At 34.7% G+C, this 21,740-nt stretch carries 23 protein-coding genes; 14 read left to right on the top strand and 9 right to left on the bottom strand.

The genetic code is table 11. The features are described 5' to 3' along the window. The gene (locus CIGNP85_RS03740; protein ID WP_086287056.1) at window positions 1-543 is read left to right on the top strand and encodes a hypothetical protein; all 543 of its coding nucleotides are present in this window, start codon (window positions 1-3) and stop codon (window positions 541-543) included. A 24-nt stretch (window positions 544-567) separates the two neighbouring features. On the opposite strand, the gene CIGNP85_RS03745 is transcribed toward CIGNP85_RS03740, so the two are convergent. Beyond that, on the bottom strand, window positions 568-1,350 hold the full coding sequence (locus CIGNP85_RS03745) for a sulfite exporter TauE/SafE family protein (protein WP_236845592.1): 783 nt from the start codon (window positions 1,348-1,350) through the stop codon (window positions 568-570). A 132-nt stretch (window positions 1,351-1,482) separates the two neighbouring features. Here CIGNP85_RS03745 and CIGNP85_RS03750 point away from each other — a divergent pair, with 132 nt between their 5' ends. From CIGNP85_RS03750 to thiS, 13 genes are all read left to right on the top strand, one after another. Further along, entirely contained in the window at window positions 1,483-2,742 is a 1,260-nt protein-coding gene (locus tag CIGNP85_RS03750) for an anthranilate synthase component I family protein (protein WP_086287221.1), read from the top strand. After that, the gene (gene trpD / locus CIGNP85_RS03755) at window positions 2,742-4,343 is read left to right on the top strand and encodes an anthranilate phosphoribosyltransferase (RefSeq protein ID WP_086287059.1); all 1,602 of its coding nucleotides are present in this window, start codon (window positions 2,742-2,744) and stop codon (window positions 4,341-4,343) included. The genes CIGNP85_RS03750 and trpD overlap by 1 nt, the downstream gene beginning before the upstream one ends. Next, window positions 4,340-5,434 (top strand): DNA adenine methylase, encoded by a 1,095-nt coding sequence (locus tag CIGNP85_RS03760; RefSeq protein ID WP_086287062.1) that lies wholly within the window; start codon window positions 4,340-4,342, stop codon window positions 5,432-5,434. Before trpD ends, CIGNP85_RS03760 begins: the two co-directional genes overlap by 4 nt. Window positions 5,435-5,437: 3 nt before the next feature. Then, window positions 5,438-6,163 carry an EcoRI family type II restriction endonuclease gene (locus tag CIGNP85_RS03765; RefSeq protein WP_086287064.1) on the top strand — a complete coding sequence of 242 codons (726 nt, stop codon included), beginning with the start codon at window positions 5,438-5,440 and terminating at the stop codon, window positions 6,161-6,163. A gap of 8 nt (window positions 6,164-6,171) precedes the next feature. Next, window positions 6,172-6,783, top strand: a complete 612-nt coding sequence (locus CIGNP85_RS03770; protein ID WP_086287066.1) for a phosphoribosylanthranilate isomerase — start codon at window positions 6,172-6,174, stop codon at window positions 6,781-6,783. Then, a complete protein-coding gene (gene trpB, locus CIGNP85_RS03775) occupies window positions 6,780-7,961 on the top strand; it encodes a tryptophan synthase subunit beta (protein ID WP_086240856.1) in 1,182 nt (393 codons plus the stop codon). The genes CIGNP85_RS03770 and trpB overlap by 4 nt, the downstream gene beginning before the upstream one ends. Beyond that, window positions 7,954-8,700 (top strand): tryptophan synthase subunit alpha, encoded by a 747-nt coding sequence (trpA, locus tag CIGNP85_RS03780; protein WP_086234011.1) that lies wholly within the window; start codon window positions 7,954-7,956, stop codon window positions 8,698-8,700. The genes trpB and trpA overlap by 8 nt, the downstream gene beginning before the upstream one ends. Before the next feature lie 108 nt (window positions 8,701-8,808). After that, window positions 8,809-9,228: a restriction endonuclease gene (locus CIGNP85_RS03785; RefSeq protein WP_086225500.1), complete on the top strand. Its 420-nt coding sequence runs from the start codon at window positions 8,809-8,811 to the stop codon at window positions 9,226-9,228. Beyond that, a complete protein-coding gene (gene fliN, locus CIGNP85_RS03790; protein WP_086244477.1) occupies window positions 9,225-9,530 on the top strand; it encodes a flagellar motor switch protein FliN in 306 nt (101 codons plus the stop codon). Before CIGNP85_RS03785 ends, fliN begins: the two co-directional genes overlap by 4 nt. Continuing rightward, the gene (locus CIGNP85_RS03795) at window positions 9,527-10,672 is read left to right on the top strand and encodes a hypothetical protein (RefSeq protein WP_086252720.1); all 1,146 of its coding nucleotides are present in this window, start codon (window positions 9,527-9,529) and stop codon (window positions 10,670-10,672) included. Before fliN ends, CIGNP85_RS03795 begins: the two co-directional genes overlap by 4 nt. Before the next feature lie 18 nt (window positions 10,673-10,690). Further along, the gene (locus CIGNP85_RS03800; RefSeq protein ID WP_086252721.1) at window positions 10,691-11,878 is read left to right on the top strand and encodes a tetrahydrodipicolinate N-succinyltransferase N-terminal domain-containing protein; all 1,188 of its coding nucleotides are present in this window, start codon (window positions 10,691-10,693) and stop codon (window positions 11,876-11,878) included. Between the two features lie 9 nt (window positions 11,879-11,887). Next, on the top strand, window positions 11,888-13,480 hold the full coding sequence (locus CIGNP85_RS03805) for an ABC-F family ATP-binding cassette domain-containing protein (protein WP_086235035.1): 1,593 nt from the start codon (window positions 11,888-11,890) through the stop codon (window positions 13,478-13,480). Next, window positions 13,480-13,680: a sulfur carrier protein ThiS gene (thiS, locus tag CIGNP85_RS03810; RefSeq protein ID WP_086225505.1), complete on the top strand. Its 201-nt coding sequence runs from the start codon at window positions 13,480-13,482 to the stop codon at window positions 13,678-13,680. Before CIGNP85_RS03805 ends, thiS begins: the two co-directional genes overlap by 1 nt. A gap of 152 nt (window positions 13,681-13,832) precedes the next feature. On the opposite strand, the gene flhB is transcribed toward thiS, so the two are convergent. Genes flhB through CIGNP85_RS03850 form a run of 8 tightly spaced genes read right to left on the bottom strand, consistent with a single transcriptional unit; the run spans window position 13,833 to window position 21,739 of the window. Beyond that, window positions 13,833-14,909, bottom strand: coding sequence for a flagellar biosynthesis protein FlhB (gene flhB, locus CIGNP85_RS03815; RefSeq protein ID WP_086228752.1), 1,077 nt, complete (start codon window positions 14,907-14,909; stop codon window positions 13,833-13,835). 9 nt (window positions 14,910-14,918) lie between these two features. Further along, the gene (nspC, locus tag CIGNP85_RS03820; protein ID WP_086268849.1) at window positions 14,919-16,052 is read right to left on the bottom strand and encodes a carboxynorspermidine decarboxylase; all 1,134 of its coding nucleotides are present in this window, start codon (window positions 16,050-16,052) and stop codon (window positions 14,919-14,921) included. A 53-nt stretch (window positions 16,053-16,105) separates the two neighbouring features. Continuing rightward, complete coding sequence (gene pth, locus CIGNP85_RS03825) at window positions 16,106-16,651, bottom strand: aminoacyl-tRNA hydrolase (protein WP_086268848.1); 546 nt, start codon at window positions 16,649-16,651, stop codon at window positions 16,106-16,108. Further along, complete coding sequence (locus tag CIGNP85_RS03830) at window positions 16,651-17,187, bottom strand: 50S ribosomal protein L25/general stress protein Ctc (protein ID WP_086268847.1); 537 nt, start codon at window positions 17,185-17,187, stop codon at window positions 16,651-16,653. Before CIGNP85_RS03830 ends, pth begins: the two co-directional genes overlap by 1 nt. Window positions 17,188-17,244: 57 nt before the next feature. Next, entirely contained in the window at window positions 17,245-18,225 is a 981-nt protein-coding gene (locus CIGNP85_RS03835; RefSeq protein WP_086268846.1) for a transaldolase, read from the bottom strand. Between the two features lie 10 nt (window positions 18,226-18,235). Next, entirely contained in the window at window positions 18,236-18,859 is a 624-nt protein-coding gene (serB, locus tag CIGNP85_RS03840; RefSeq protein ID WP_086268845.1) for a phosphoserine phosphatase SerB, read from the bottom strand. Between the two features lie 9 nt (window positions 18,860-18,868). Continuing rightward, entirely contained in the window at window positions 18,869-19,369 is a 501-nt protein-coding gene (locus tag CIGNP85_RS03845) for a chemotaxis protein CheW (RefSeq protein WP_086232868.1), read from the bottom strand. Between the two features lie 9 nt (window positions 19,370-19,378). Then, window positions 19,379-21,739: a hybrid sensor histidine kinase/response regulator gene (locus CIGNP85_RS03850; RefSeq protein WP_086241737.1), complete on the bottom strand. Its 2,361-nt coding sequence runs from the start codon at window positions 21,737-21,739 to the stop codon at window positions 19,379-19,381. Window position 21,740 lies beyond the last annotated feature (1 nt).

The raw sequence follows: 21,740 nt of genomic DNA on the forward strand, positions 1-21,740 counted from the left end.
ATGAAAAATATATTTTTTTGCCTTATAATTAGCTTGGTATTTTTAGGTTGTAGTGGGCCTGCTTTTACTAGTTATCTCTCAACTTCTAATCCGATTTTTATCACTGAAAATATAAAAGGCAAGAGCTTTAGTATATCTTCACAAAATTTCAGCGAAAATTTTGAAAATAATCTAAGCTCTGCCCTAATCCAAAATGGCTATAAAAAAGCTACTCAAAATCCAGATATCGAAATCAAAATTACGCTAAATTACCTACGCCAAAATAGCGATATTAAGAATAATAATTTTATGGAATTTGGCTTTGGTAGTGGCGGATTTAGGCATGTTGGCTTTGGTAGCAGCTTTGGGAATGGATACGAAAATGAGTATTTTTACGATGCTCAAGCCTCGCTTTTAATCGCTCTTAAAGATAGCAATAATTATCAAACAAATTTAAATCTACAAAGCCAAAAATCTAGCTTTGAGTACCCTCAAACTCAAGCTATAGATAGCTTTGAGCTTAAAATAATATCTAAAATTATTGAAATTTTAAATGGATTTTAACCCGAATTTAGCCACAAAAGTTGATTAAAATAGTATATTTTTAACCATCAAAATAAACATAATTATATATAGGCCAAGCGCCAATTTTTTTTGAGTATTTTTATCAACTTTATGGCCAAATTTAACACCAAAATATACCCCAATTATAGACCCAATCCCAATTGTAAATCCGCTTTTATAATCCACAAGTCCCGCATTTGCTAAGCTTATAAGCCCAGAAAATGAGCTAAATATAACAAAAAATAGCCCAATTGATATAGCTTTTTTGATATCCATTTTCAAAAATCCCACAAATATCGGTGTTAAAAATAGCGCCCCGCCAATCCCAGCCGATATCGCCACAGCACCTACTAAAACCCCCACACCAAACATTATAAATTTAGATATCTCTTTAGGATTATCATTTTTCACATCTGCTTGAAAAAATTTAATTATCGCCACCATCAACATAAATAACACCACAAATTTCAAAGCGATACTAGGCATAATAGATACTATAAATCCGCTAAAACTCGCCCCCACAAGTCCGCCGATACCAACCACAATCCCATCATTTAAAACCAATTTTTTATTTTTATAATTCACATAGCTACCAAATAGCGCCCCCATAAACATCTGAAGCACACTAATACCAATCGCACTTTTAATATCAAAACCCAAATTTAAAAGTATCGGCACCAAAATTGTCCCACCACCAATACCAAAAAACCCACTAATACACCCTATACCAACACCGATAGCAACAAAAACAGCAATCGCCCATAAAAGGCTCATATCACCTAAAATCACACTAAATCCATCAACCATTTTTCTACCTTAAATTTGATTTGGAATTATATTAATCCTAAGATAAAATCTAGCTTTGAAATACTAAATTTTAAGATTGATAAAGAAAATTTTTTGTATAATATTTTTTTAAAAAAACTTTTTGGAGATAAGATGCTTTTACTCTATGATCCAACCATATATTTTAAAGAAATTTTACGCCAATATCCAAAATCATATCTAGCTGAAGATGAGACTCAAGCAATCATCGGAATTGATTGTGAGTATATCAGCGGAGATGACTTTGGCAAATTAAACGATAGAATAAAAAACGGCAAAAAAATCTCAAATTTCGCCGGGCTTTTTGGCGTTTTAAGCTATGAAGCAGTATATAAATTCGAAAAAATCGGCGAGCTTAAGCCCGCATTATATGAGTTTCCATTATATCATTATAGCGACGCTAAAGCCTATCTTCACTATGACAAACAAAGTAAAATTTATAGCTTTTATGGCGATAGCAACTACTTTAATAATCTTAAAGATATTAAGCCACTTAAATCAGATAAAAGCTATTTTTACACCATCAAAAGCGACTTAAATAGCCAAAAAGCCGACTATTTAAAGATGATTGAAACGGCTAAAAATTATATAAAAAATGGTGATATTTTCCAAGTAGTCTTATCCAAAACTTTAGAGCTACAAAGCGATTTTGATCCACTTGAATTTTATGAAATTTTAAAATCACAAAATCCTAGCCCATATATGTTTTACTACCCAAGCGAATTTGGCACCATCGTAGGTAGTAGCCCAGAGCTAGTAGTAGAGATCAAAAAGGGCATTATCCACACAAGCCCGATTGCCGGGACCAAAAAGCGTGGAAGAGATGCTAATGAAGATGAAATTATAAAAAATGAGCTTTTAAATGATGAAAAAGAGCTTAGTGAGCATAGAATGTTAATTGATTTAGCTAGAAATGATATAGGCAAATTCGCACTTCCAAGTAGCGTAAAAGTGATAAATCCTATACATATTAAGCTTTATGAAAGTGTAATGCATATCGTAAGTGATATATACGCAGAGCTTAAAGACTCGTCATCAGCGATGGATGCGATAGCTACGATATTTCCTGCTGGCACACTTAGCGGTAGCCCAAAGATAAGAGCGATGCAAATTATAAATGAGCTTGAAGAGCATAGCCGTGGAATTTATGGTGGCGGGATTGGATTTTGGCATTTTAATGGTGATATGCAAATGGCGATTTTGATTCGTTCAGCTATATTTGTGCCAAATTCAGATTCCAATCGTGTATTTATCGGTGCTGGTGCTGGAATCGTATGGGATAGCATAGCACAAAATGAGTATGAAGAGATCTGTAACAAACGCAAAAGCTGTCTAAAAATCTTCGAGCAATACGCAACCAAAAGGGATAAATAATGATTTTAATGATTGATAATTATGATAGTTTTGTCTATAATATCTATCAATATATCTTAGATACAACTAATGAGTCTATAAAATGCGTTAGAAATGATGAGATCACAATTGATGAGATCAAAGCCTTAAATCCATCTAAAATTATCCTAAGCCCGGGTCCAAAACACCCTAAAGATAGTGGCGTTTGCTTAGATATTTTAAGGGCGAATTTAGGCATTCCTATACTTGGAATTTGCCTTGGGCATCAAGCTATCGGGCTAGTTTATGGTGCTGATATCAAGGTGCTTGACACCCCGGTACATGGCAAAATATCCCAAATTCATATCCAACAAAATAGCCTTATATTTAATGGCTTACCAACTGAATTTAGTGTAATGAGATACCACTCTTTATATGTAGATAATCTACCACCAAACTTACAAGCCACAGCTTATAGCAGCGATGGGGTTTTGATGGCGTTAGAAGATAGTAAAAATCAAATTTTTGGGATACAATTTCACCCTGAAAGTTTCTTTAGCCAATATGGCAAACAGATAATAGCGAACTTCGTCTCACTAAATAAAAAAGATAATGAAGAGCCTAAAAAAGCCAATTTCGCACCATTTCTTACCAAGCTCCAAAAGGGCTTTGCCCTTGATAGTAAGGATTATGAGATAATATGTAAAGAGATTTATAAGAAAAATTATGATGAAGTCCAGCTTGGGGCTTTACTAGTTTTAATAAGCGAAAAATCCCTATATCCAGATAGCTTAGCAGCACTTGTGAAAAATATACTAAAATACTCAACTACATATAGTGATAACTCCAAAATGATGGATATAGTAGGCACAGGTGGTGATGGTTTAAAAACGATAAATATCTCCACAACAACAGCCTTCATACTAGCATCTTTGGGTATCAAAGTAGCCAAACACGGCAACAAAGCCATAACCTCCAAAAGCGGTAGTAGCGATGTTTTAGGTCAAATAGGCATAAATCCTGGTAGCGATATCGAGCATTTGAAATTTAAACTCAATAACCAAAATTTAGCCTTTTTTCATGCTCCATATTTTCACCCTATTACAGCTAGCGTGCGTGATGTGAGATTAAGGCTTGGAGTGGGAACTGTGTTTAATATCCTTGGGCCACTTCTTAATCCAAATTTAAGCCTTAGCAATCAAGTAGTAGGAAACTATCTTGAAGAAGTTAATGGGCTAATTGCGGCTACTTTATTAAATTTAGGTCGCAAACACGCTCTTGTCGTGCATGGCATGGATGGAATGGACGAGATAAGCCTTTGTGATGAGACGCTAATTCATGAAGTAAAAGATGGCAAAATACTAGAATATAAGATCACGCCAGAGCAATTTGGCTTTAAAAGGGCATTTCATGCTGATATTGCCGGTGGCGATGCTAGTTACAATGCCGAAATTTTAAAAGCCACACTAAAAGGCGAGCTTAGTGGGCCAAAATTTGATATAGTACTTTTAAATGCGATGTTTGCTCTATATACAGCAGATGGCGCCAACTCTCCACTAGAAGCTAAGAATATAATCCTAAATGCGATTAAATCCGGCAAGGTTTGGGAGTTTTATCAAAGCTATATTAAAGGCAGTAAATGAGCGAAAATAAAGAGTATCTAAGTGAGCAATTAATCAGCTATCTAGGCAATAAACGCTCACTCCTATCAAATATCATCAAAGTGATAACTGATATCAAAAATAATCTTGCCAAAAGCAAGATATCATTTGCTGATGTTTTTAGTGGTAGCGGCATAGTCGCAAGAGCTGCAAAAACCCATTCTAGCATAATCTTTGCCAATGATTTAGAGAGATACTCATACATTATAAACTCATGTTATCTATCAAATTCCAATCCAAATTTGATAGATAATCTATCTAAATATTTTACTCAAATTCAAAATAATTTCACCCCAAAAGAGAGCTTTATAAGCGAACTTTATGCCCCAAAAAATGATGAAAATATCCAAAAAAATGAAAGAGTTTTTTACTCTAGGCAAAATGCGTTAATTTTAGGCGGTTTAAGAGATGAAATATCTAAAATTCCAACTGAATTTCAAAAATATTTTATCGCTCCACTGCTTAGCCAAGCCTCCATCCACTCCAATACCGGTGGGATTTTCAAAGGATTTTATAAAGACAAAGATGGTGTTGGTAAATTTGGCGGACAGGGCGAAAATGCATTGAGGCGAATTTTAGGCAAAATAGAGCTAAAAATGCCGATTTTTTCAAATTTTCAAAGTGAATTTGAGGTTTTCCAAAATGACGCTTTGGAATTCGCCAAATCCATATCAAAAGTCGATATAGCCTATTTTGACCCACCTTATAATCAACATCCTTATGGGTCAAACTACTTTATGTTAAATTTAATTAGCGATTTTAAAGCTCCAAATATAGGGCAAATTAGCAAAGTTAGTGGCATACCAAACGACTGGAACCGCTCAAAATATAATAAAAAAGCTAAAGCGAGCGATGAATTTTTCAACCTTTTAAGCGAATTTAAAGCCAAATATCTAATCATCTCATTTAACTCAGATGGCTTTATCAGTATGAATGATTTTTTGATAAATTTAGCAAAAATTGGCGAGGTTAATAAGGTCGAGATCAAATACCCAACTTACAGAGCTAGTAGAAATTTAAACTCAAGAGATTTATATGTCACAGAGTATCTTTATATCGTTAAAAAAGGATAAAAAATGGCAAGTAGCGATGATTTGAGAAAAAATAAAAATCAACATAAGGCAAAAAATGTAAATTCTAAATCTGATGATAGAAATATTGGAATAGCTATGGATAGAACGATTGAATATTTAATGAATCGTTTTAAAAATATACAAAATTTCGATGGATATTATTTTGAATTTGGAAAATCTTTATCGCTAAAAATAATGATGGATAATATCAGAAATGGCGGTATTAGAAAACAATTTGATACAAATTGGGAAGAAAATACTATCATGCCAGACGGTGGATTTTTGATTTTAAAAAAGAAAGATGATGAAAATTATCAAAAGTTGCTTCTAGCAGCAGAAGTTAAACGACAAGGCACAAATGATAAAAGACTAGCAGAAGGGCTAAAACAACAGGCTCGTGGTAATGCGATAGAAAGGCTTGGAAAAAATTTAATCGGAATAAAAGCGATGATGAACCATGAAGATATAACACCATTTGTATGCTTCGGACACGGAGATGATTTTAATCAAGATGATATAACGACAAAAAATGTTTTTTCAAAACTTAGTACAATGAACGAATTTTACTATCTAAATAAAACTTATATTTTCAAACTTGACGGCAATAGCGAACATAACAAATTTGCACCAGTGAGTATGTATTTTAGAAAAGACGAGTGGAGTATTGATGAAATGTTTGAGATTATGAAAGAAATTGCCGAGACTTCTTTGAGATATTACATTTTTTAGGTTTTAAGATGAAGCCATTAATCAAAATTTGCGGTATCAAAAATTTAAACGAAGCCAAAAGCGTATGCGAGTGCGAATTTGACGCTCAAAGGGTTGATTTCATCGGTGTGATTTTCGCTCAGAGTAAAAGGCAAGTTAGCTTAGAAATGGCTAAAAATATTGCTGATTTGGCTCATAAATTTGGTATAAAAGTTGTTGGAGTATTTGCTGGAATTGAGTTTGATAAGATAGCCAAGATAGTGAATTTAGCGAATTTAGACGCCGTTCAAATCTATGAAAAAGTAGATGATAAGGCCAAATTTGGTTGTGAAGTTTGGCAAGTTTTTAGCGTGGGTGAATCGTTGCCAGAGCTTAATGGGAGTTATGATAAAATATTATTTGATACAAAAGGCGAAAAAAGGGGTGGAAATGGGGTTAAATTTAATTGGGATTTATTAAAAAATTTAGATATCAAATTTGGTTTAGCCGGTGGAATCGGTGTAGAAAATTTAAAAGAAGCTATGAAGCTTAAACCAAATTTAATTGATATAAATAGCAAAATAGAAGATGAGTTTGGGTTTAAAGATAGCAAAAAGATATATGAAATTTTAAAAATAGTTAATTTAGGAGATTTAAGATGAATGCAAAAGCCTATTTTGGTAAATATGGTGGCCAATTTGTCCCTGAAACCGTGATGAGCGCATTAAATGAGTTAGAAGTTGCTTATGAAAAGATAGCTAGTAGCGATGAGTTTAAGGCTGAGTTAAATGAGCTTTTAAGAGATTATGTAGGCAGACCAAGCCCATTGTATCACGCCAAAAGGCTAAGTGAGCATTATGGGCATGATATCTATCTAAAAAGAGAAGATCTCAATCACACAGGAGCTCACAAGATCAATAACGCCCTAGCCCAAGCTTTGCTTGCCAAAAAAATGGGTAAAAAGAAGGTCTTAGCCGAAACAGGTGCTGGTCAGCACGGCGTGGCTACTGCGACTGCGGCGGCGCTTTTAGGCTTGGAGTGTGATGTTTATATGGGTGAATGCGATACCAAAAGACAGGCTCTAAATGTCTATAAAATGCAGCTTTTAGGGGCTAATGTAGTGCCTATTAGCGATGGACTTGGCACGCTTAAAGAGGCTACCACGGCAGCTATTCAAGCGTGGGTAAATGAGATAGAAACAAGATTTTATGTGATTGGTTCAGCTGTTGGGCCTCATCCATACCCAAAAATCGTTAGAGATTTCCAAAGTATAATTGGCACTGAAGCCAAAGCACAATTAGATGAAAAAGGCGTAAAAGCTGATTATATCATCGCTTGCGTGGGCGGTGGAAGTAATGCTATAGGTATATTTTCAGCTTTTTTAGATGATCCAAGTGTAAATATAATAGGCGTAGAAGCCGCTGGGCTTGGTATAGAGACTAAATACCACGCAGCAACTCTAACTAAGGGCGCTGATGGCATAATCCATGGAATGAAAACCATCGTTTTACAAGATGAATTTGGAATGATTTTGCCCGTTCATAGCATAAGTGCGGGGCTTGATTATCCAGGTGTTGGACCCGAGCATGCGCATTTACAAGATATAGGTAGAGTGAGCTACTACGCTGTTAGTGATGATGAGTGCATAAATGCCCTAAGACTTCTATCAAAATTAGAAGGGATAATACCAGCTATTGAGAGCTCTCACGCCCTAGCTTATTTAGATAAGCTATGTCCTACACTACAAAAACGCTCAAATATTGTAGTAAATGTAAGTGGTAGAGGCGATAAAGATATGCATACTATAATGGATTATAAAAAAGGAACAATATATGGATAAGATAGCAAATGCTTTTAAAGGCAAAAAAGCAAATATCGGCTACATTGTAGCTGGATATCCTAGCTTAGAATACAGCAAAGAGTTTTTAAATTTACTTGATGATAGCGTGCTTGATATAATTGAGATTGGAATACCTTATTCTGATCCTTTAGCAGATGGCAAACTTATAGCCAATGCAGCATTTCAAGCATGCCATAACGGAGTAAATACAACAAAAGTTTTTGATATGCTAAAAGGTGTTAAAACCTCTAAAGCATTGGTATTTTTAGTATATTACAATATTATTTTAGCTTATGGCGAAGATAAATTTTTACGCCAAAGTTTAGAGTGTGGAATTAGTGGAATTTTAGTCCCTGATATGCCTTATGAGGAGAGCTGCGAGTTTGCTCTTAAATGTCAGCAATATGGCATTAGCTTAATTCGCCTTATTGCCCCTACAAGCACTAAACGCTCAAAAGAGATTCTAAGCGGCTCTAGTGGATTTATATATGCTGTTGGCTCTCTTGGCGTAACAGGTGGCGAACAAAGCTCACTAGATAGACTCAAAGATATGATTGAGTTTATAAAAGACAATACCAATTTACCTGTCGCCATAGGCTTTGGGGTCAAGAATGCTAGCGATGTCAAAAAGGTAAAAGAGTATGCAGATGGCGCAATTATAGGCACAAAAATTGTAGAGATTACAAGCAAATTTGACCCACAAACCGCACATCAAAAGATAAAAGAGTTATTTGAATAGTTACACAATTTGGCTAAATTTCAAACTAAAATCAGTCAGAATTTAGTCAAATAAACTCTTTTAAAGCTAAATTTTGTATAATATTAGCCAAAACTTAAGGAGATTATAATGCTAAATGCTATCAATTATGCTACTAGACACTTTTGCACTGATGTATTTGGTTACGAGATAAAAGAGGGAAAAAGTCTAGGAAAAGACCTATATGGTGCTAGTATTCCCTTATATAAAGATGATATAGAGTTTCAATTTTATCTATATTTTAAAAAAGAGACTTTAGAGCTTTTTGTAGATAAACTATTTAACACTGAAGAGGCTAAAAAGACTGATTTAGGCGATTTAAGCAGAGAGGTAGCTAATCAAATCGTAGGTTATGCCAAGCATCTCTTAAGTGATAATAATGATGGAATTTATAGGCTTGGTACACCTGAATTTCTAGGCAAAGTCGAGAGATTTCCAGTTAGACTTGAAAAATCTCATATCTTTAAAATAAAAAATAAAACTTTCAAAATAGGTTATAAAAAAGTATGAACGGGACAAATACAAGCCAAAATGGATTATTTCGTGACTACGATGAGTTGCTAGATATTGGCGTAGAGTTTATTAGCGATCTTGGTATGACTACTATTAGTGTACGTGAGCTTTTACGACTTGATGTTGGTTCAGTTATAGATTTAGATAAACCAGCTGGTGAAAGCGTAGAACTATACATCAATAATAGAATATTTGGCAAGGGCGAGGTAATGGTATATGAAAAAAACTTGGCAATCCGTATAAATGAGATATTAGATTCTAAATCTGTAATCCAATATTTTAGAAGAGAGCTAATATGAAAATTTGGCTTTTAATATTTATAGCTTTGCCAATTTGGGCAGCAAATTTACTTACTCACAATATATATGAACGTGATGAGCGTATCGATATTATGCTTAGTTTTGATGCTCCATATGATGGCACTATAAAACAACAAAATAACGCTGATTTAACCTATATCATCCTAAGCGATCTATCTTTAAAAGGTCAAGTAAGCAAGCAGATAAAATCAAATATTATCCAAAATATTTTAATTACCTCAGCTAATAATAGTGCTACACTGCAGCTAAAATCATCTAAGCCAATCTCTATAGTTGCCTCTAAAACTAGTGATAAATTTGGTCTTAGAATTCGTGTAACACCACAAATCCCAATGAAATCTACCAATCAGTTAGCTATAGAAAAAACTGCCCAATCAGCACAAAATATCAAACCAACACAAGTTGCAAACACTCAACCAAAAGAACAAAATCCACTAGCTAATATCCCGACCAAAAAAGATAGTGGTGATGATATGTATACAAACTACATTATAGTAATTTTAGTTCTATTTACACTCTTTGTTTTTTTAATGTTTATCAAAGCTAAATATACAAAAAAAAATCAACAAGCCAAAAGCATACAAACTACTAAAACTACTATAAATACACCAAAAGTTACGCCAAATCCAAAACCATTTGATATTGCTACACCAAATCCACAAGTATCGCAAAATTATCAAGCCGCTGATTTTCAAATAGAACAAAATCATCAAAGTACTACAAATTCACAATCGGCACAAAGTTATCAAACAGCTCAAGATTTTCAATCTTCACCAAATTTGCAAGCAAACTCAAACTATCAAACCGCTTCAAATTTTCAAGCTACTACAGCTTCTATAAGTAACTTTGATTGGAGCAATGAGAGTGTAGATGTCCTTTATGAAAAGTCATTAGATGCCCAAAATAAAGTAGTTTTACTAAACTACGAAAACCAAAAATATTTAGCCTTAGTAGGCAATTCAAATGTACTTTTGGATAAATTTGGCGAAGATGGAATAAAAAGTCAAGATGATTTTGAACTAATTATACAACAAAGCAAGCCAAAACTAAATAGCTATCTACAAGAGCGTAAAAATGCTCTAAGTAGCTACAAAGATATGATGGATAAAGAGTCAATTTAATTAAATAAAAGGAAAGATATGAATATTAAAAATTTAAATGATTTAAAAAAATTTACCGATGAGATTCGTTCTCAAGCTGGCTATAAAGATCCAATTGCATTTGCAATCGGTAGAAGCATAAAAGGTAAATCAGCCAAAACAATCAGCGTAAATTACGCAGTAGTAAATATGAATGAAAATTATGGAAGTGCAGCTGTATTAAGCTGGGCAATTGAAAAAAATGGTATAAAAATCGATAATAGTGGGAGTGAATTTGTAGCACCGATTAACTCGGCTATTACAGCTGATGCGCTTAATATATTTGATTTTTTACTAGATGAATGCGAAGGCGATAAACATAAAAATGTTCAAAATCTATTAATAGTAGATGAGATTTTAAATGATGGCGAGATGGAAAACGATGTTGAGTTTGTAGTAACATTTTTATATAGCGATGATGCGCCAAAAAGCGTTGAAGCTGTCTATCTAAAACTATATCTACTATCACTAAATAAAGCCGAAATTCGATCACTAAATCTTAATGGCGCTTTTGGTTTATTACCAAATCTAGCCTGGGATAGTGATGGCAATCCACACGAATTAGACAATTTAAGAGAGAATGAAATTTGGCTAAAGATGAAAGGCTGGTATCCAAATATTGTAAGCGTAGATAAATTCCCACGCTACTTAAATCACATAATACCAAGCGATAATACTAGAATCTTAGATAGTGCAAAAGTAAGAATGGGTGCGGTCCTAGCACCAGGCACAACAGTAATGCCAGGCGCTTCATATATCAACTTCAACTCTGGAACAACTGGATCAGTAATGGTAGAAGGTAGAATCTCAAGCTCTGTAAGCGTAGGAGATGGAAGCGATGTAGGCGGTGGTGCGAGTATTTTAGGCGTACTAAGTGGCACAAATGGCAATCCAATTAGCGTAGGTAAAAGATGCCTTTTAGGTGCTAATTCAGTAACTGGTGTACCTCTTGGCGATGATTGTATCATAGATGCTGGTATAGCAATTCTTGAAGGTACAAAAATATATATAAGCGATAAAGAGGCTCTTGAAAAAGTAAATCCAGGGTTTAAATTTGATAAAGAGATATATAAAGCACTTGAACTAGCCAATCTAAATGGAATTCACTATCGCCAAAATAGCCAAACAGGTCAAATCACAGCTAGCATTAGTAAAAGAGCTATTAAGCTAAATGCTGACTTGCATTAAGGAATAGTAATGGTTGAAATCAAAGGCCTAACTCATCGTTTTGGCTCGCAACTACTCTTTGAAGATGTGAATTTAAAGCTAAATTCGCACAATCGCTATGGCCTAATCGGCGCAAATGGTGCTGGAAAATCTACATTTTTAAAGATTTTAAGCGGCCAAATAGAACACACTAGCGGCGATATCATCATAGAATCAGGCAAGAAAATTGGCGTCTTAGGACAAGATCAATTTGCATTTGAAAATTTTACCTTAAAAGATGCTGTTTTATGGGGAAACAAAAGACTATATGATGCAATCAAGGAGAAAGAAAAGCTCTATTTAAGCGAGGAATTTACTGATGAGATTAATGAACGCCTTAGCGAACTTGAGATCATCACTGCTGAAGAGGACCCAACATATGAGTATGAAACAAGGATAGAAAAAATCCTAAGCTCACTTGGCTTACATGAGTATGATAAATTAATGAGCCAAATCGAAAGCAGCGATAAGGTAAAAGTCTTGCTCGCTCAAGTGCTATTTCCTAAGCCTGATATATTATTCCTCGATGAGCCGACAAACAACCTTGATATCGATGCTATCGCTTGGCTAGAAAGAGAGTTAATCAACCACGAAGGCACGCTAGTTGTCATCAGCCATGATAGACACTTTTTAAACCGAGTTTGCACTCATATATTAGATGTTGATTTTAAGCAAATTAGAGAATTTAGCGGTAACTATGATGATTGGTATATCGCAGCAAATTTAGTCGCTAAACAAGCTGAAATGGAGCGTGATAAGAAGTTAAAAGAGCGTGAAGAGCTTGAGAAATTTATAGCTAGATTTAGCGCTAATGCCAGCAAAGCAAAGCAAGCTACAAGTAGAGCCAAACAGCTTGAAAAACTCCAAATCAATGAGATTAAAATATCTAGCCGTCGTGATCCTAGTATACTGTTTAGGATTAATCGTGAGATCGGAAATGAGTTAATCGAGCTAAAATCAGTAAGCAAAAAATTTGATAATAATGTGATTTTAGATAATTTTAATTTTAAGATGAATAAAGGTGATAAAATCGCAATCATCGGCACAAACGGCGTTGGCAAAACCACTTTGTGTAAAATTCTAATGAGTGAATTGTCAGCAGATAGCGGAGATATCCATATCGGCGCTACAATCGAGCTGGGCTACTTCGCTCAAGATAGCTCAAATAAAATTACTGGAACATTGAAACTATATGAGTGGCTACAAGATAGCAAAAATAAAGACCTAGATGAGATCCGTAAATGCTTAGGTAGAATGCTATTTAGTGGAGCTGAACAAGAAAAAGAAGTTGGCAGTCTAAGCGGTGGAGAAAAGCATAGATTAATGCTATCTAAGCTTATGCTACAAAGGGCGAATTTGCTTATCTTGGATGAGCCAAATAACCATCTAGACCTAGAAGCTATCATTGCCTTAGGTGAAGCGTTATATAACTTTAGTGGTAGCTGTATCTGTGTTAGCCACGATAGGGAGTTAATTGATGCCTTTGCCAATAGAATATTACACCTAAAAGGTAATGGTGAAATTATAGATTTTAAAGGTAGCTACGAAGAGTATCGTACAACCTATGCAATGGATGAGAAGTAATGCAAATTTGGCTAAACTCGAATCTAATTAATATCGCTGATGATACCAATCTAGCCCAGCTCATAGAATCTCAAAACTATGATAGCAATAGAGTTGCTGCCGAAGTTGATATGCAGATAGTCCCACGGACTATCTGGAGTGAATTCAAACTAAAAGATCAGATGAAAATCGAAATTGTTGAATTTGTCGGTGGTGGCTAAGTAGTTAATTTAATTACTATATCATTATATACATTAAGAAAACCATTAAGGCAATACTCTACTAAAGCCTTTTTGTATTTCATACAAATTACTATTTTTTAAATAAAACCATTATATGTGTCATAAGTAATGCATATAATAAAAATAAACACTTATCCATTTAATCTTTTAGCAAATTTAGTCTTATTGCCTAAATATACAAATGTAAGTACTTCAGCCACAGCCTTAAATAGCGTAGCTGGAATCTGATCATCAACATCGCACAATCGGTATAACTCACGAGCCAATGGTGGATTTTCTACTATTTGCACTCCATGCTCAATGCCAATCTGTCTAATTCTTAGCGCTAAATGATCCACGCCTTTAGCTAGCACTACAGGCGCTGATTCTTTATCTTTATCATAACGGATAGCTACAGCATAGTGAGTTGGGTTAGTTATAATAGCATCAGCTGCTGGAATATTTTGCATCATACGCTTCTTGGCTGCTTGCATCTGAAGCTGACGAATTCGCCCTTTGACACGAGGATCTCCATCCATTTGCTTGTATTCATCTTTTACCTCTTGTTTAGACATCCTAAGCCCTTTAAAATATTGATACCTTACGATAAAAATATCTGCAATTGCAATCAGCATAAAGAGCAAGAGCATAATCCCAGCTAGAATAAACATTTTATTTCTAAGCCAAACTAACTGGTCAAACATCGTGTAAAACATTGTATAAGGCAACTCGGTAATAAATTGTAAAAATACGTAAAACGCACAGCCAAAAATTGCCGAAACTTTAACTACAATCTTAACCGTCTCCACGGCTTTTTTGAGTGAAAAAAGATTAGCAAGACCTTTAATTGGGTCAAGTTTAGAGAAATTTGGCGTAAGCGGCTCGGTAGTAAAAATAAAACCAAACTGCATAACATTAGCAATAATACCTGCGATCATCACGCAAATTAATAGCGGTAAAAGTATAAGCAAACACTGTAAAACCGAATGAATTACAATTTTAAAAAACAGCTCCCTAGTAAGCGGAGTACCAATTATATCTTGATAATATAGATACAAATTCATCACCCTATCGCCCATAAATCCCATCAAAGCAATGAGTGCTACACATCCTACAAGCAATGTTACAAAGCCACTCATATCTTGAGATTTAGGGACATTACCTTTATTTCTAGCATCCTCAATCTTCTTGGCGGTAGCCTCTTCGGTTTTTTCTTGTTCGTCTGCCATTTAATCTACTTAGTTTCGTTTTGCATAATCATCATAACCAAATTCACGCCAAATAGCGACATTGCCACTCTCATCCATCATTGCCAAACTTGGAAGCTTAACGCCATTAAATGTGGTATTTTTAACTATTGTATAGTGAATTTGATCCTCAAAAATTACCCTATCGCCAATATCTATTGGCTTATCAAAGCTGTAAATTGGCTCACCAGCCTCAGCTCCTACTATATCACCAGCTAAGCAAGTCGCTCCACCAAATCTGTAACAAAATTTACCATCAACTCTCTCGCCTCTAATTTTTGGACGATATGGCATTAAAATCGTATCAGGCATATGACATTCAGCAGAGGCATCAATTATACAAGTTTTTTGCTCATTATCTACAATATCAAGCACACTTGCAATCAAAAACCCGCACTCCCAACCTACAGCTTCACCTGGTTCAATATAGACTTGTACACCATATTTTTGGGAAAAGTTTTTAATTAAATTTATTAATAGCTCTATATCGTATCCTGCTTTTGTAATGTGATGGCCTCCACCAAAGTTAATCCATTTCATATGTGGAATAATCTGACCAAATTGCTCTTCAAATGCTTTTAAAACAATCTCTAAGCTTTGAGCACTCTCCTCGCAAAGTGCGTGAAAATGCAATCCCTCAATTCCATCAAGCTCGCTAAATTCAAAGTTTGTTTTAGTAATGCCTAAACGAGAATATTTTCCACATGGATTATACATATCAGTTGGACTAGCTGAGACATTTGGATTGACACGTAAGCCTATGCTAGCTTTACTATTTTTAGCCTTAGCAGCAAATCTTCTCCACTGTGCAAAACTATTAAAAACAACATGATGGCTAATTGATAAAACTTCATCTATATCATCATCGCTAAAAGCTGGAGAATAGGTATGAATTTCTCTAAAACCATGCTCTTTAGCATATTTAGCTTCTATTAAACCACTACATGTAGCACCATTTAACATTTTAGAGACAAGTGGCATACCAGGGGAAAAAGCAAAGCCTTTAAGCGCACAAAGCACTTTACCTCCACTCTCCTTAGCAACATGACTAAGTATATTCAAATTTGACTTAAGTTTCGCCTCTTCACAAACATAGGCTGGAGTTTTAATATCTTCTAATTTCATGTTAATCCTAAATTTAATTTTGGTATTATATCAAATTTAGAATTAAGATAATTTTATGCTTTAAGTGTAAATTTAGATGAAATAGCTGCAATATCACCAGAATTTACTAAGGCTAAAACAGCTTCTTTAGCATGAGATAAAATTTTATTAAGTTGCGTCATCTCACTATTATCAAATTTACCCAAAACATAATCAATAACACTCTTATCACCACGCCCTATACCTATGCGAACCCTATCATAATTATTACCTATTAAAGAATCAATAGATTTGATTCCATTATGGCCACCACTACTTCCGCCATTTTTAAATCTCATCGCACCAAAAGCGATATCAAGATCATCATGGATAACAATAATTCGATTAGGTTTATAAAAATCATTTACAGCTTTTAAGGATTTGCCACTTGAATTCATATATGTGGATGGTTTAAGAAGGAGAAGTGAGCCATTTTTGTATAGCTCACCTTGAAATTTAGCCGAACTTACATCGCTATATCCACCATCTTTTAAGATTAGATCGATAAGCATAAATCCAACATTATGGCGAGTATTTTCATACTCTTTGCCAATGTTGCCAAGTCCGGCTATTAGAGTCATTACTTAGCTTTTACCACACCTAAGACAGCTACACGACCTGCATCGATGATGCGGACATTTTGTGGAGCCTCGATATCACGAACTAAGATAGTATCATCAATATCAAGTGGCGATACATCTACTTTAAAGCTATCTGGAAGGTCTTTGCCTTTACATTTAACTTTTAAGCGTTTTTTAGATTGTAGTAAAACACCTTTATTTTTGATACCTGCTGGAGTACCTACAGGGACAACTGGGACAAGGTATTTAGACTCAACTTCTGGTAAAACAACTTTTAAATCAACATGTTTTAAAATGCTTGTTACTGGGTGTTTTTGGTAATCTACAACCACAACATTATAGGTTTTACCACCTACGCTGACATCAAATTTCAAACCGCTTTTAGCCTTAACAGCTTTGATAAAATCATTTACTTTAAAAGCAGCATTGATATTTTCAATACCTTTTGCGTAAATGTTAGCGATTAGATAACCATCTCTCCTAAGAGCTTTCGTGCTTCTTTTGTCAATACTCTCTCTAACAATGCCTTCTAACATTATCTTTCCTTAAAATAAAATAAGCGGCAATTATAGCTAAAAAATCTAAATTTAAGCTTATGATAATGATGTCAAAATTTCATCAAAAGCCGCTACAAATGCTTCCAAGCCATCATCTAAAAGCTTAGCACAAACCTTATTATAATCCACTCCAGCTTCTTTAGCTTTAGTCATAAATGTATCTATCTCCTCGCTACTTGGTATAGGTTTTGGAGTAAATTCGCCACTTGCGATAAATGATTTAATAGTATCAAGTGGGGCTGTATTAATTGAATTTGGATACAAAAGTTCTTTAATATAATAATCTGCTGGAAGTTGATTGCTCTTTACTCCAGTACTTGCAAATAGTGTTCTTACATTTCTTTGGCCAGCATTTTGAATTTTGTTATAGATATTTGTAGCATTATAAATTCCAAATTTACCAGTCTCTTCAAGCTTTTCATCAAGTAGTCTATCAAACCTGCTTACAAACACGCTAATCACTCCTTGAGGAAGTGGAGTCTGCGTAAATTTTTTACTATATTTTTTAGTACCTTCTTTAAATGCGTCTAAACAATTTTGTGCTTGGTCTTTAGAGAAAATCAGTGTTGCATTTACATTAATTCCCTTTTTCATCAATTCACACATTGCATCAAATCCAGATGAAATAGCTGGAATTTTAATCATCACATTTGGCATCTTAATCGCATTATATAATCTTTTTCCCTCATCGATGATATCACTAGCTAAGATCAAATTTGGATCTACTTCAATACTTACAAAGCCATCGTTTCCAGCTGCATAATTAGCAAGCATTTTATGTGCTGCCATTTTAATATCGTTTGTAGCTAAAATTTCATATATCTTTTTTGCGCTTCTTTTGCTAAATTTGGCTTTTTGTTCACTATAGGCTTGTGAATTACAAATCGCCTCTTTAAATATACTTGGATTACTTGTAGCTCCATTGATTGTGTCATTTTGAATTAATTCTATAAATTCTGAATTTATAAAATCACGCTCTAAAAAATCACACCAAAGAGAAAAGTTAATATCTCTCATTTTCTACCTTTTATATAATTTTTTTAATCTCATTTAAATCTTTAATATCTATGATGTGAGTTGCTGCCTCTTTTAATATCTTATTTGCACAAAATGCAATACCAGTGCCAGCCTCTTTAAACATAGATAAATCGTTTGCTCCATCGCCTACGCAGGCAACCTCATCACTACTTAAACCTAGAAATTCTTTAAGCCTTTTAAGCATCTTGCCCTTAGAGTCACCAAACATCATCTCGCCACCGACATTACCAGTTAAAATACCATTTTTATGATGAAGCTCATTTGCAAAATTTAGATCAAAGCCAAGCTTTTTTTGTGCTGAATCAGTAGCAATATGAAACCCGCCACTAAATACAACTGTTTTGATATTTTTGGATTTTAAATATGAAATAATATCACTAGCACCGGTGATAAATGGCAAATTCGAAGCAATTTCTAAAACTTTATTAAGCTCTAATCCCTCAATTAGCCTAACTCTTTGTACTAAACTCTCATAAAAATCAAGCTCACCCGCCATAGCCCTAGCAGTAATTTCGCCAACTTCCTTATCTTTACCCATTGCGCTTGAGAGAATGGTGATAGTCTCACCATCCATTAGCGTAGAATCAAAATCAAAAACACAAAATTTTATCATGTAAAAACCTTAAAAATCACGCTTTAATAAAGATTCAACCTTTAATATCGTTAAGATATTATTATCTCTTTTGCCAATACCTTGTATCATTCCTTTATCTTTTGCCAAAGTTTCAGGTGGCTGGTCAATTTGATTAGTCTTTATTCTAATCGCTTCAGTTAGCCTATCTATAACAAACCCTGCGATATTCTCGTTATCTTGCATAACGATATATCTAGTATTTGGGGTCATTTTGCTAGGTTCTAGATTAAATCTAATTCTTAAATCTATTAAAGGAATTACACTACCTCTAAGATTAAACACACCAAGTACATATGGTGGAACGCTAGGTACTCTTGTATACTCGATTGGCTTAATAATCTCTTTGATATATAAAATTGGAATAGCAAATTCCTCTTCCCCAACGATAAAGCCTACAAGCTGTTCTATCTCTTCTCTATCTTTAGTATTTTCTGGTTCATTTATTTGCTGTTTTTGTCTTTGTAAAACCTCACCTAATCTATCGCTCATTTTACTTCCTTACACTAGCTTTATATTTTTTCTTACGACATTTTCTAGGTATTCTGGTGAGTATGGTTTGGTGATATACTCAGTCATACCTACTTCTACGCCTCTTAAGCGGTCGCTCTTGCTTGTTCTACTGGTAACGGCAATTAATGGCAGATTGCGATATTTAGAGTATTTTCTAATCTCGCCTGCTAGGGTATATCCATCCATTCTAGGCATTTCAATATCTATTAGCATCGCATCTATGCTGTGATCGCCTGATTTTACTATATTTAGTGCTTCTATACCATTTGTTGCCTCAATCACAGTTACGCCGATTGGTTCAAGCGATTTTTGCATAATTGTTCTATCCATCTTAGAGTCATCTACGATTAAGACTTTATAGTCACTTGGTTTTTCTTTTTTAGACATTTGTGCGCTTGATTCCATACTGGCTCTGATATCTACTTTAATCTCTTTAGCCATATCCATAATCATACCTACATCTACAATTAGAGTTACCTTACCATCGCCTCTAATTGTACCACCAGCAATTCCACGGATATTTTGCAAGTAGTTACCAAGTGATTTAATAACAATCTCCTCCTGGCCAATCAAGCTATCTACAATAATACCAAGCTTACTATCAGCTACATTGATTACAACTACATAGGTTTGATCGCCGCTTTCAAATACCTGCTTAACTCCAAACAGATCACCAAGTCTAACAAGACTAAGAACTTCATCACGAAGTCTAAGGACATTTTTACCTTCAATAGTGTAAATATTATCTACTGGAACTCTAACAGTCTCTTTAACACTTGCTAATGGTATAGCGTAGAATTCCTCTTGAGAGCCTACTAACAATGATTGGATAATAGCTAAAGTTAGTGGAATTTTGAGTTTCATTATCGTGCCTCTACCTACTTCGCTATCTATATCTATGATACCGTTTAGCTTTTCGATATTTGTCTTGACAACATCCATTCCCACGCCACGACCGCTGACATTTGTAACTTGCTTAGCCATAGAAAATCCAGGCTTAAATATAAGCGAAAATGCCTCTTTATCAGTCATGCTATCAACTTCTCTTTCTGTGATTAAGCCCCTTTCTAATGCTTTCATCTTAACAGCTAAAGCGTCAATTCCCTTACCATCATCTACTATTTCAACTACGATATGATTGCCTTCATTATAAGCTTTTAGTTGAATAATACCTTTTTCAGGTTTGCCAGCTGCTAATCTCTCTTTAGGACTTTCAATACCATGGTCACATGAATTTCTAATGATATGAACTAGCGGATCGCCAATCTCTTCTACGATTGATTTATCTAGCTCTGTCTCTTCGCCGCTTATTTCTAGATCAATTTGCTTACCTAATTCACGACTTAAATCACGCACCATTCTTGGGAATTTGTTAAATACTTTAGCAATTGGTAGCATTCTAGTCTTCATAACAGCTAACTGGATATCAGTTGTTACTAAACTTAATGCACTTACTACTTGATTTAACTCCTCAAGGAATTTTTCACCCTCATATCTCTCTTCTACATCATCATAAATTTTAAGAAGTCTATTTTTACCAAGAACTAGCTCACCGATTAAATTCATCAAGTTATCAAGTCGCTTCACCTCGACCCTAATAGTTTGTTCTACAGCTGAGGCGCTAGAATGAGCTGGAGCATTTGATTCTTTTGACTCTTTTTTAGGCGCTGGTTTAGCGGCTGGAGTTGGTACTGGTTCTGGTGCTGGGGTTGATTCAGGAGTTTGCACAGCTGATTGTTCGCTATTTTGTTTTTGCTTATCACGTCTAGCTTGATCTTCAGCTTTACGAACTTTAAGCAATCTCTCAATTTCAGCTTCTACTTCAGCTTCGCTTAAACTATTTACATCCACCTCTGGCTCTTGATCCATTGCTGATTGTGGCTCTAAATGACTATCTTGCTTAGATTGCGCCTCTTCTTGTGGCTGTGTAGATATATTATGATCAGCATTTGGATCTCTGCCTTCATTAATAGCAGTTAATCTATCGCATATATCAGATATATTCACACCCGCATCAACATCATTTCCACGCTCTCTAATGCTTCTTAAAAGCGCTTTCATCATATCTACTGATTCTAAAACAACATCCATAATATCTGGAGTTATCTTTAACTCTCCGTGGCGAGCTTTATTTAATACATCTTCCATATGGTGAGTAAGCTTTGTTAAAACATCAAAATTTAAAAATGACGAGCTACCTTTGACTGTATGAGCTACACGAAATATCCTATTTAATAATTCTAGATCCTCAGGATTAGCCTCTAACTCGACTAAATCATGGTCAATTTGCTCAATAAGCTCAAATGCCTCGACTAAAAAGTCTTCTAGTATCTCTTGCATATCATCCATA

Origin of the sequence: Campylobacter sp. P0085 (assembly GCF_002139495.1) — a bacterium.
Taxonomy (GTDB): Bacteria; Campylobacterota; Campylobacteria; order Campylobacterales; family Campylobacteraceae; genus Campylobacter; species Campylobacter devanensis.

What these genes read in the sequence shown, in the direction of transcription:
- CIGNP85_RS03835 (WP_086268846.1), bottom strand. Translation starts at nt 18,225, where the DNA reads ATGAGAGATATTAACTTTTCTCTTTGGTGTGATTTTTTAGAGCGTGAT.
- CIGNP85_RS03770 (WP_086287066.1), top strand. Translation starts at nt 6,172, where the DNA reads ATGAAGCCATTAATCAAAATTTGCGGTATCAAAAATTTAAACGAAGCC.
- nspC (WP_086268849.1), bottom strand. Translation starts at nt 16,052, where the DNA reads ATGAAATTAGAAGATATTAAAACTCCAGCCTATGTTTGTGAAGAGGCG.
- CIGNP85_RS03800 (WP_086252721.1), top strand. Translation starts at nt 10,691, where the DNA reads ATGAATATTAAAAATTTAAATGATTTAAAAAAATTTACCGATGAGATT.
- CIGNP85_RS03795 (WP_086252720.1), top strand. Translation starts at nt 9,527, where the DNA reads ATGAAAATTTGGCTTTTAATATTTATAGCTTTGCCAATTTGGGCAGCA.
- CIGNP85_RS03785 (WP_086225500.1), top strand. Translation starts at nt 8,809, where the DNA reads ATGCTAAATGCTATCAATTATGCTACTAGACACTTTTGCACTGATGTA.
- pth (WP_086268848.1), bottom strand. Translation starts at nt 16,651, where the DNA reads ATGACTCTAATAGCCGGACTTGGCAACATTGGCAAAGAGTATGAAAAT.
- fliN (WP_086244477.1), top strand. Translation starts at nt 9,225, where the DNA reads ATGAACGGGACAAATACAAGCCAAAATGGATTATTTCGTGACTACGAT.
- CIGNP85_RS03745 (WP_236845592.1), bottom strand. Translation starts at nt 1,350, where the DNA reads ATGGTTGATGGATTTAGTGTGATTTTAGGTGATATGAGCCTTTTATGG.
- CIGNP85_RS03765 (WP_086287064.1), top strand. Translation starts at nt 5,438, where the DNA reads ATGGCAAGTAGCGATGATTTGAGAAAAAATAAAAATCAACATAAGGCA.
- trpA (WP_086234011.1), top strand. Translation starts at nt 7,954, where the DNA reads ATGGATAAGATAGCAAATGCTTTTAAAGGCAAAAAAGCAAATATCGGC.
- thiS (WP_086225505.1), top strand. Translation starts at nt 13,480, where the DNA reads ATGCAAATTTGGCTAAACTCGAATCTAATTAATATCGCTGATGATACC.
- CIGNP85_RS03830 (WP_086268847.1), bottom strand. Translation starts at nt 17,187, where the DNA reads ATGTTAGAAGGCATTGTTAGAGAGAGTATTGACAAAAGAAGCACGAAA.
- CIGNP85_RS03850 (WP_086241737.1), bottom strand. Translation starts at nt 21,739, where the DNA reads ATGGATGATATGCAAGAGATACTAGAAGACTTTTTAGTCGAGGCATTT.
- flhB (WP_086228752.1), bottom strand. Translation starts at nt 14,909, where the DNA reads ATGGCAGACGAACAAGAAAAAACCGAAGAGGCTACCGCCAAGAAGATT.
- CIGNP85_RS03760 (WP_086287062.1), top strand. Translation starts at nt 4,340, where the DNA reads ATGAGCGAAAATAAAGAGTATCTAAGTGAGCAATTAATCAGCTATCTA.
- CIGNP85_RS03750 (WP_086287221.1), top strand. Translation starts at nt 1,483, where the DNA reads ATGCTTTTACTCTATGATCCAACCATATATTTTAAAGAAATTTTACGC.
- serB (WP_086268845.1), bottom strand. Translation starts at nt 18,859, where the DNA reads ATGATAAAATTTTGTGTTTTTGATTTTGATTCTACGCTAATGGATGGT.
- trpB (WP_086240856.1), top strand. Translation starts at nt 6,780, where the DNA reads ATGAATGCAAAAGCCTATTTTGGTAAATATGGTGGCCAATTTGTCCCT.
- trpD (WP_086287059.1), top strand. Translation starts at nt 2,742, where the DNA reads ATGATTTTAATGATTGATAATTATGATAGTTTTGTCTATAATATCTAT.
- CIGNP85_RS03845 (WP_086232868.1), bottom strand. Translation starts at nt 19,369, where the DNA reads ATGAGCGATAGATTAGGTGAGGTTTTACAAAGACAAAAACAGCAAATA.
- CIGNP85_RS03805 (WP_086235035.1), top strand. Translation starts at nt 11,888, where the DNA reads ATGGTTGAAATCAAAGGCCTAACTCATCGTTTTGGCTCGCAACTACTC.
- CIGNP85_RS03740 (WP_086287056.1), top strand. Translation starts at nt 1, where the DNA reads ATGAAAAATATATTTTTTTGCCTTATAATTAGCTTGGTATTTTTAGGT.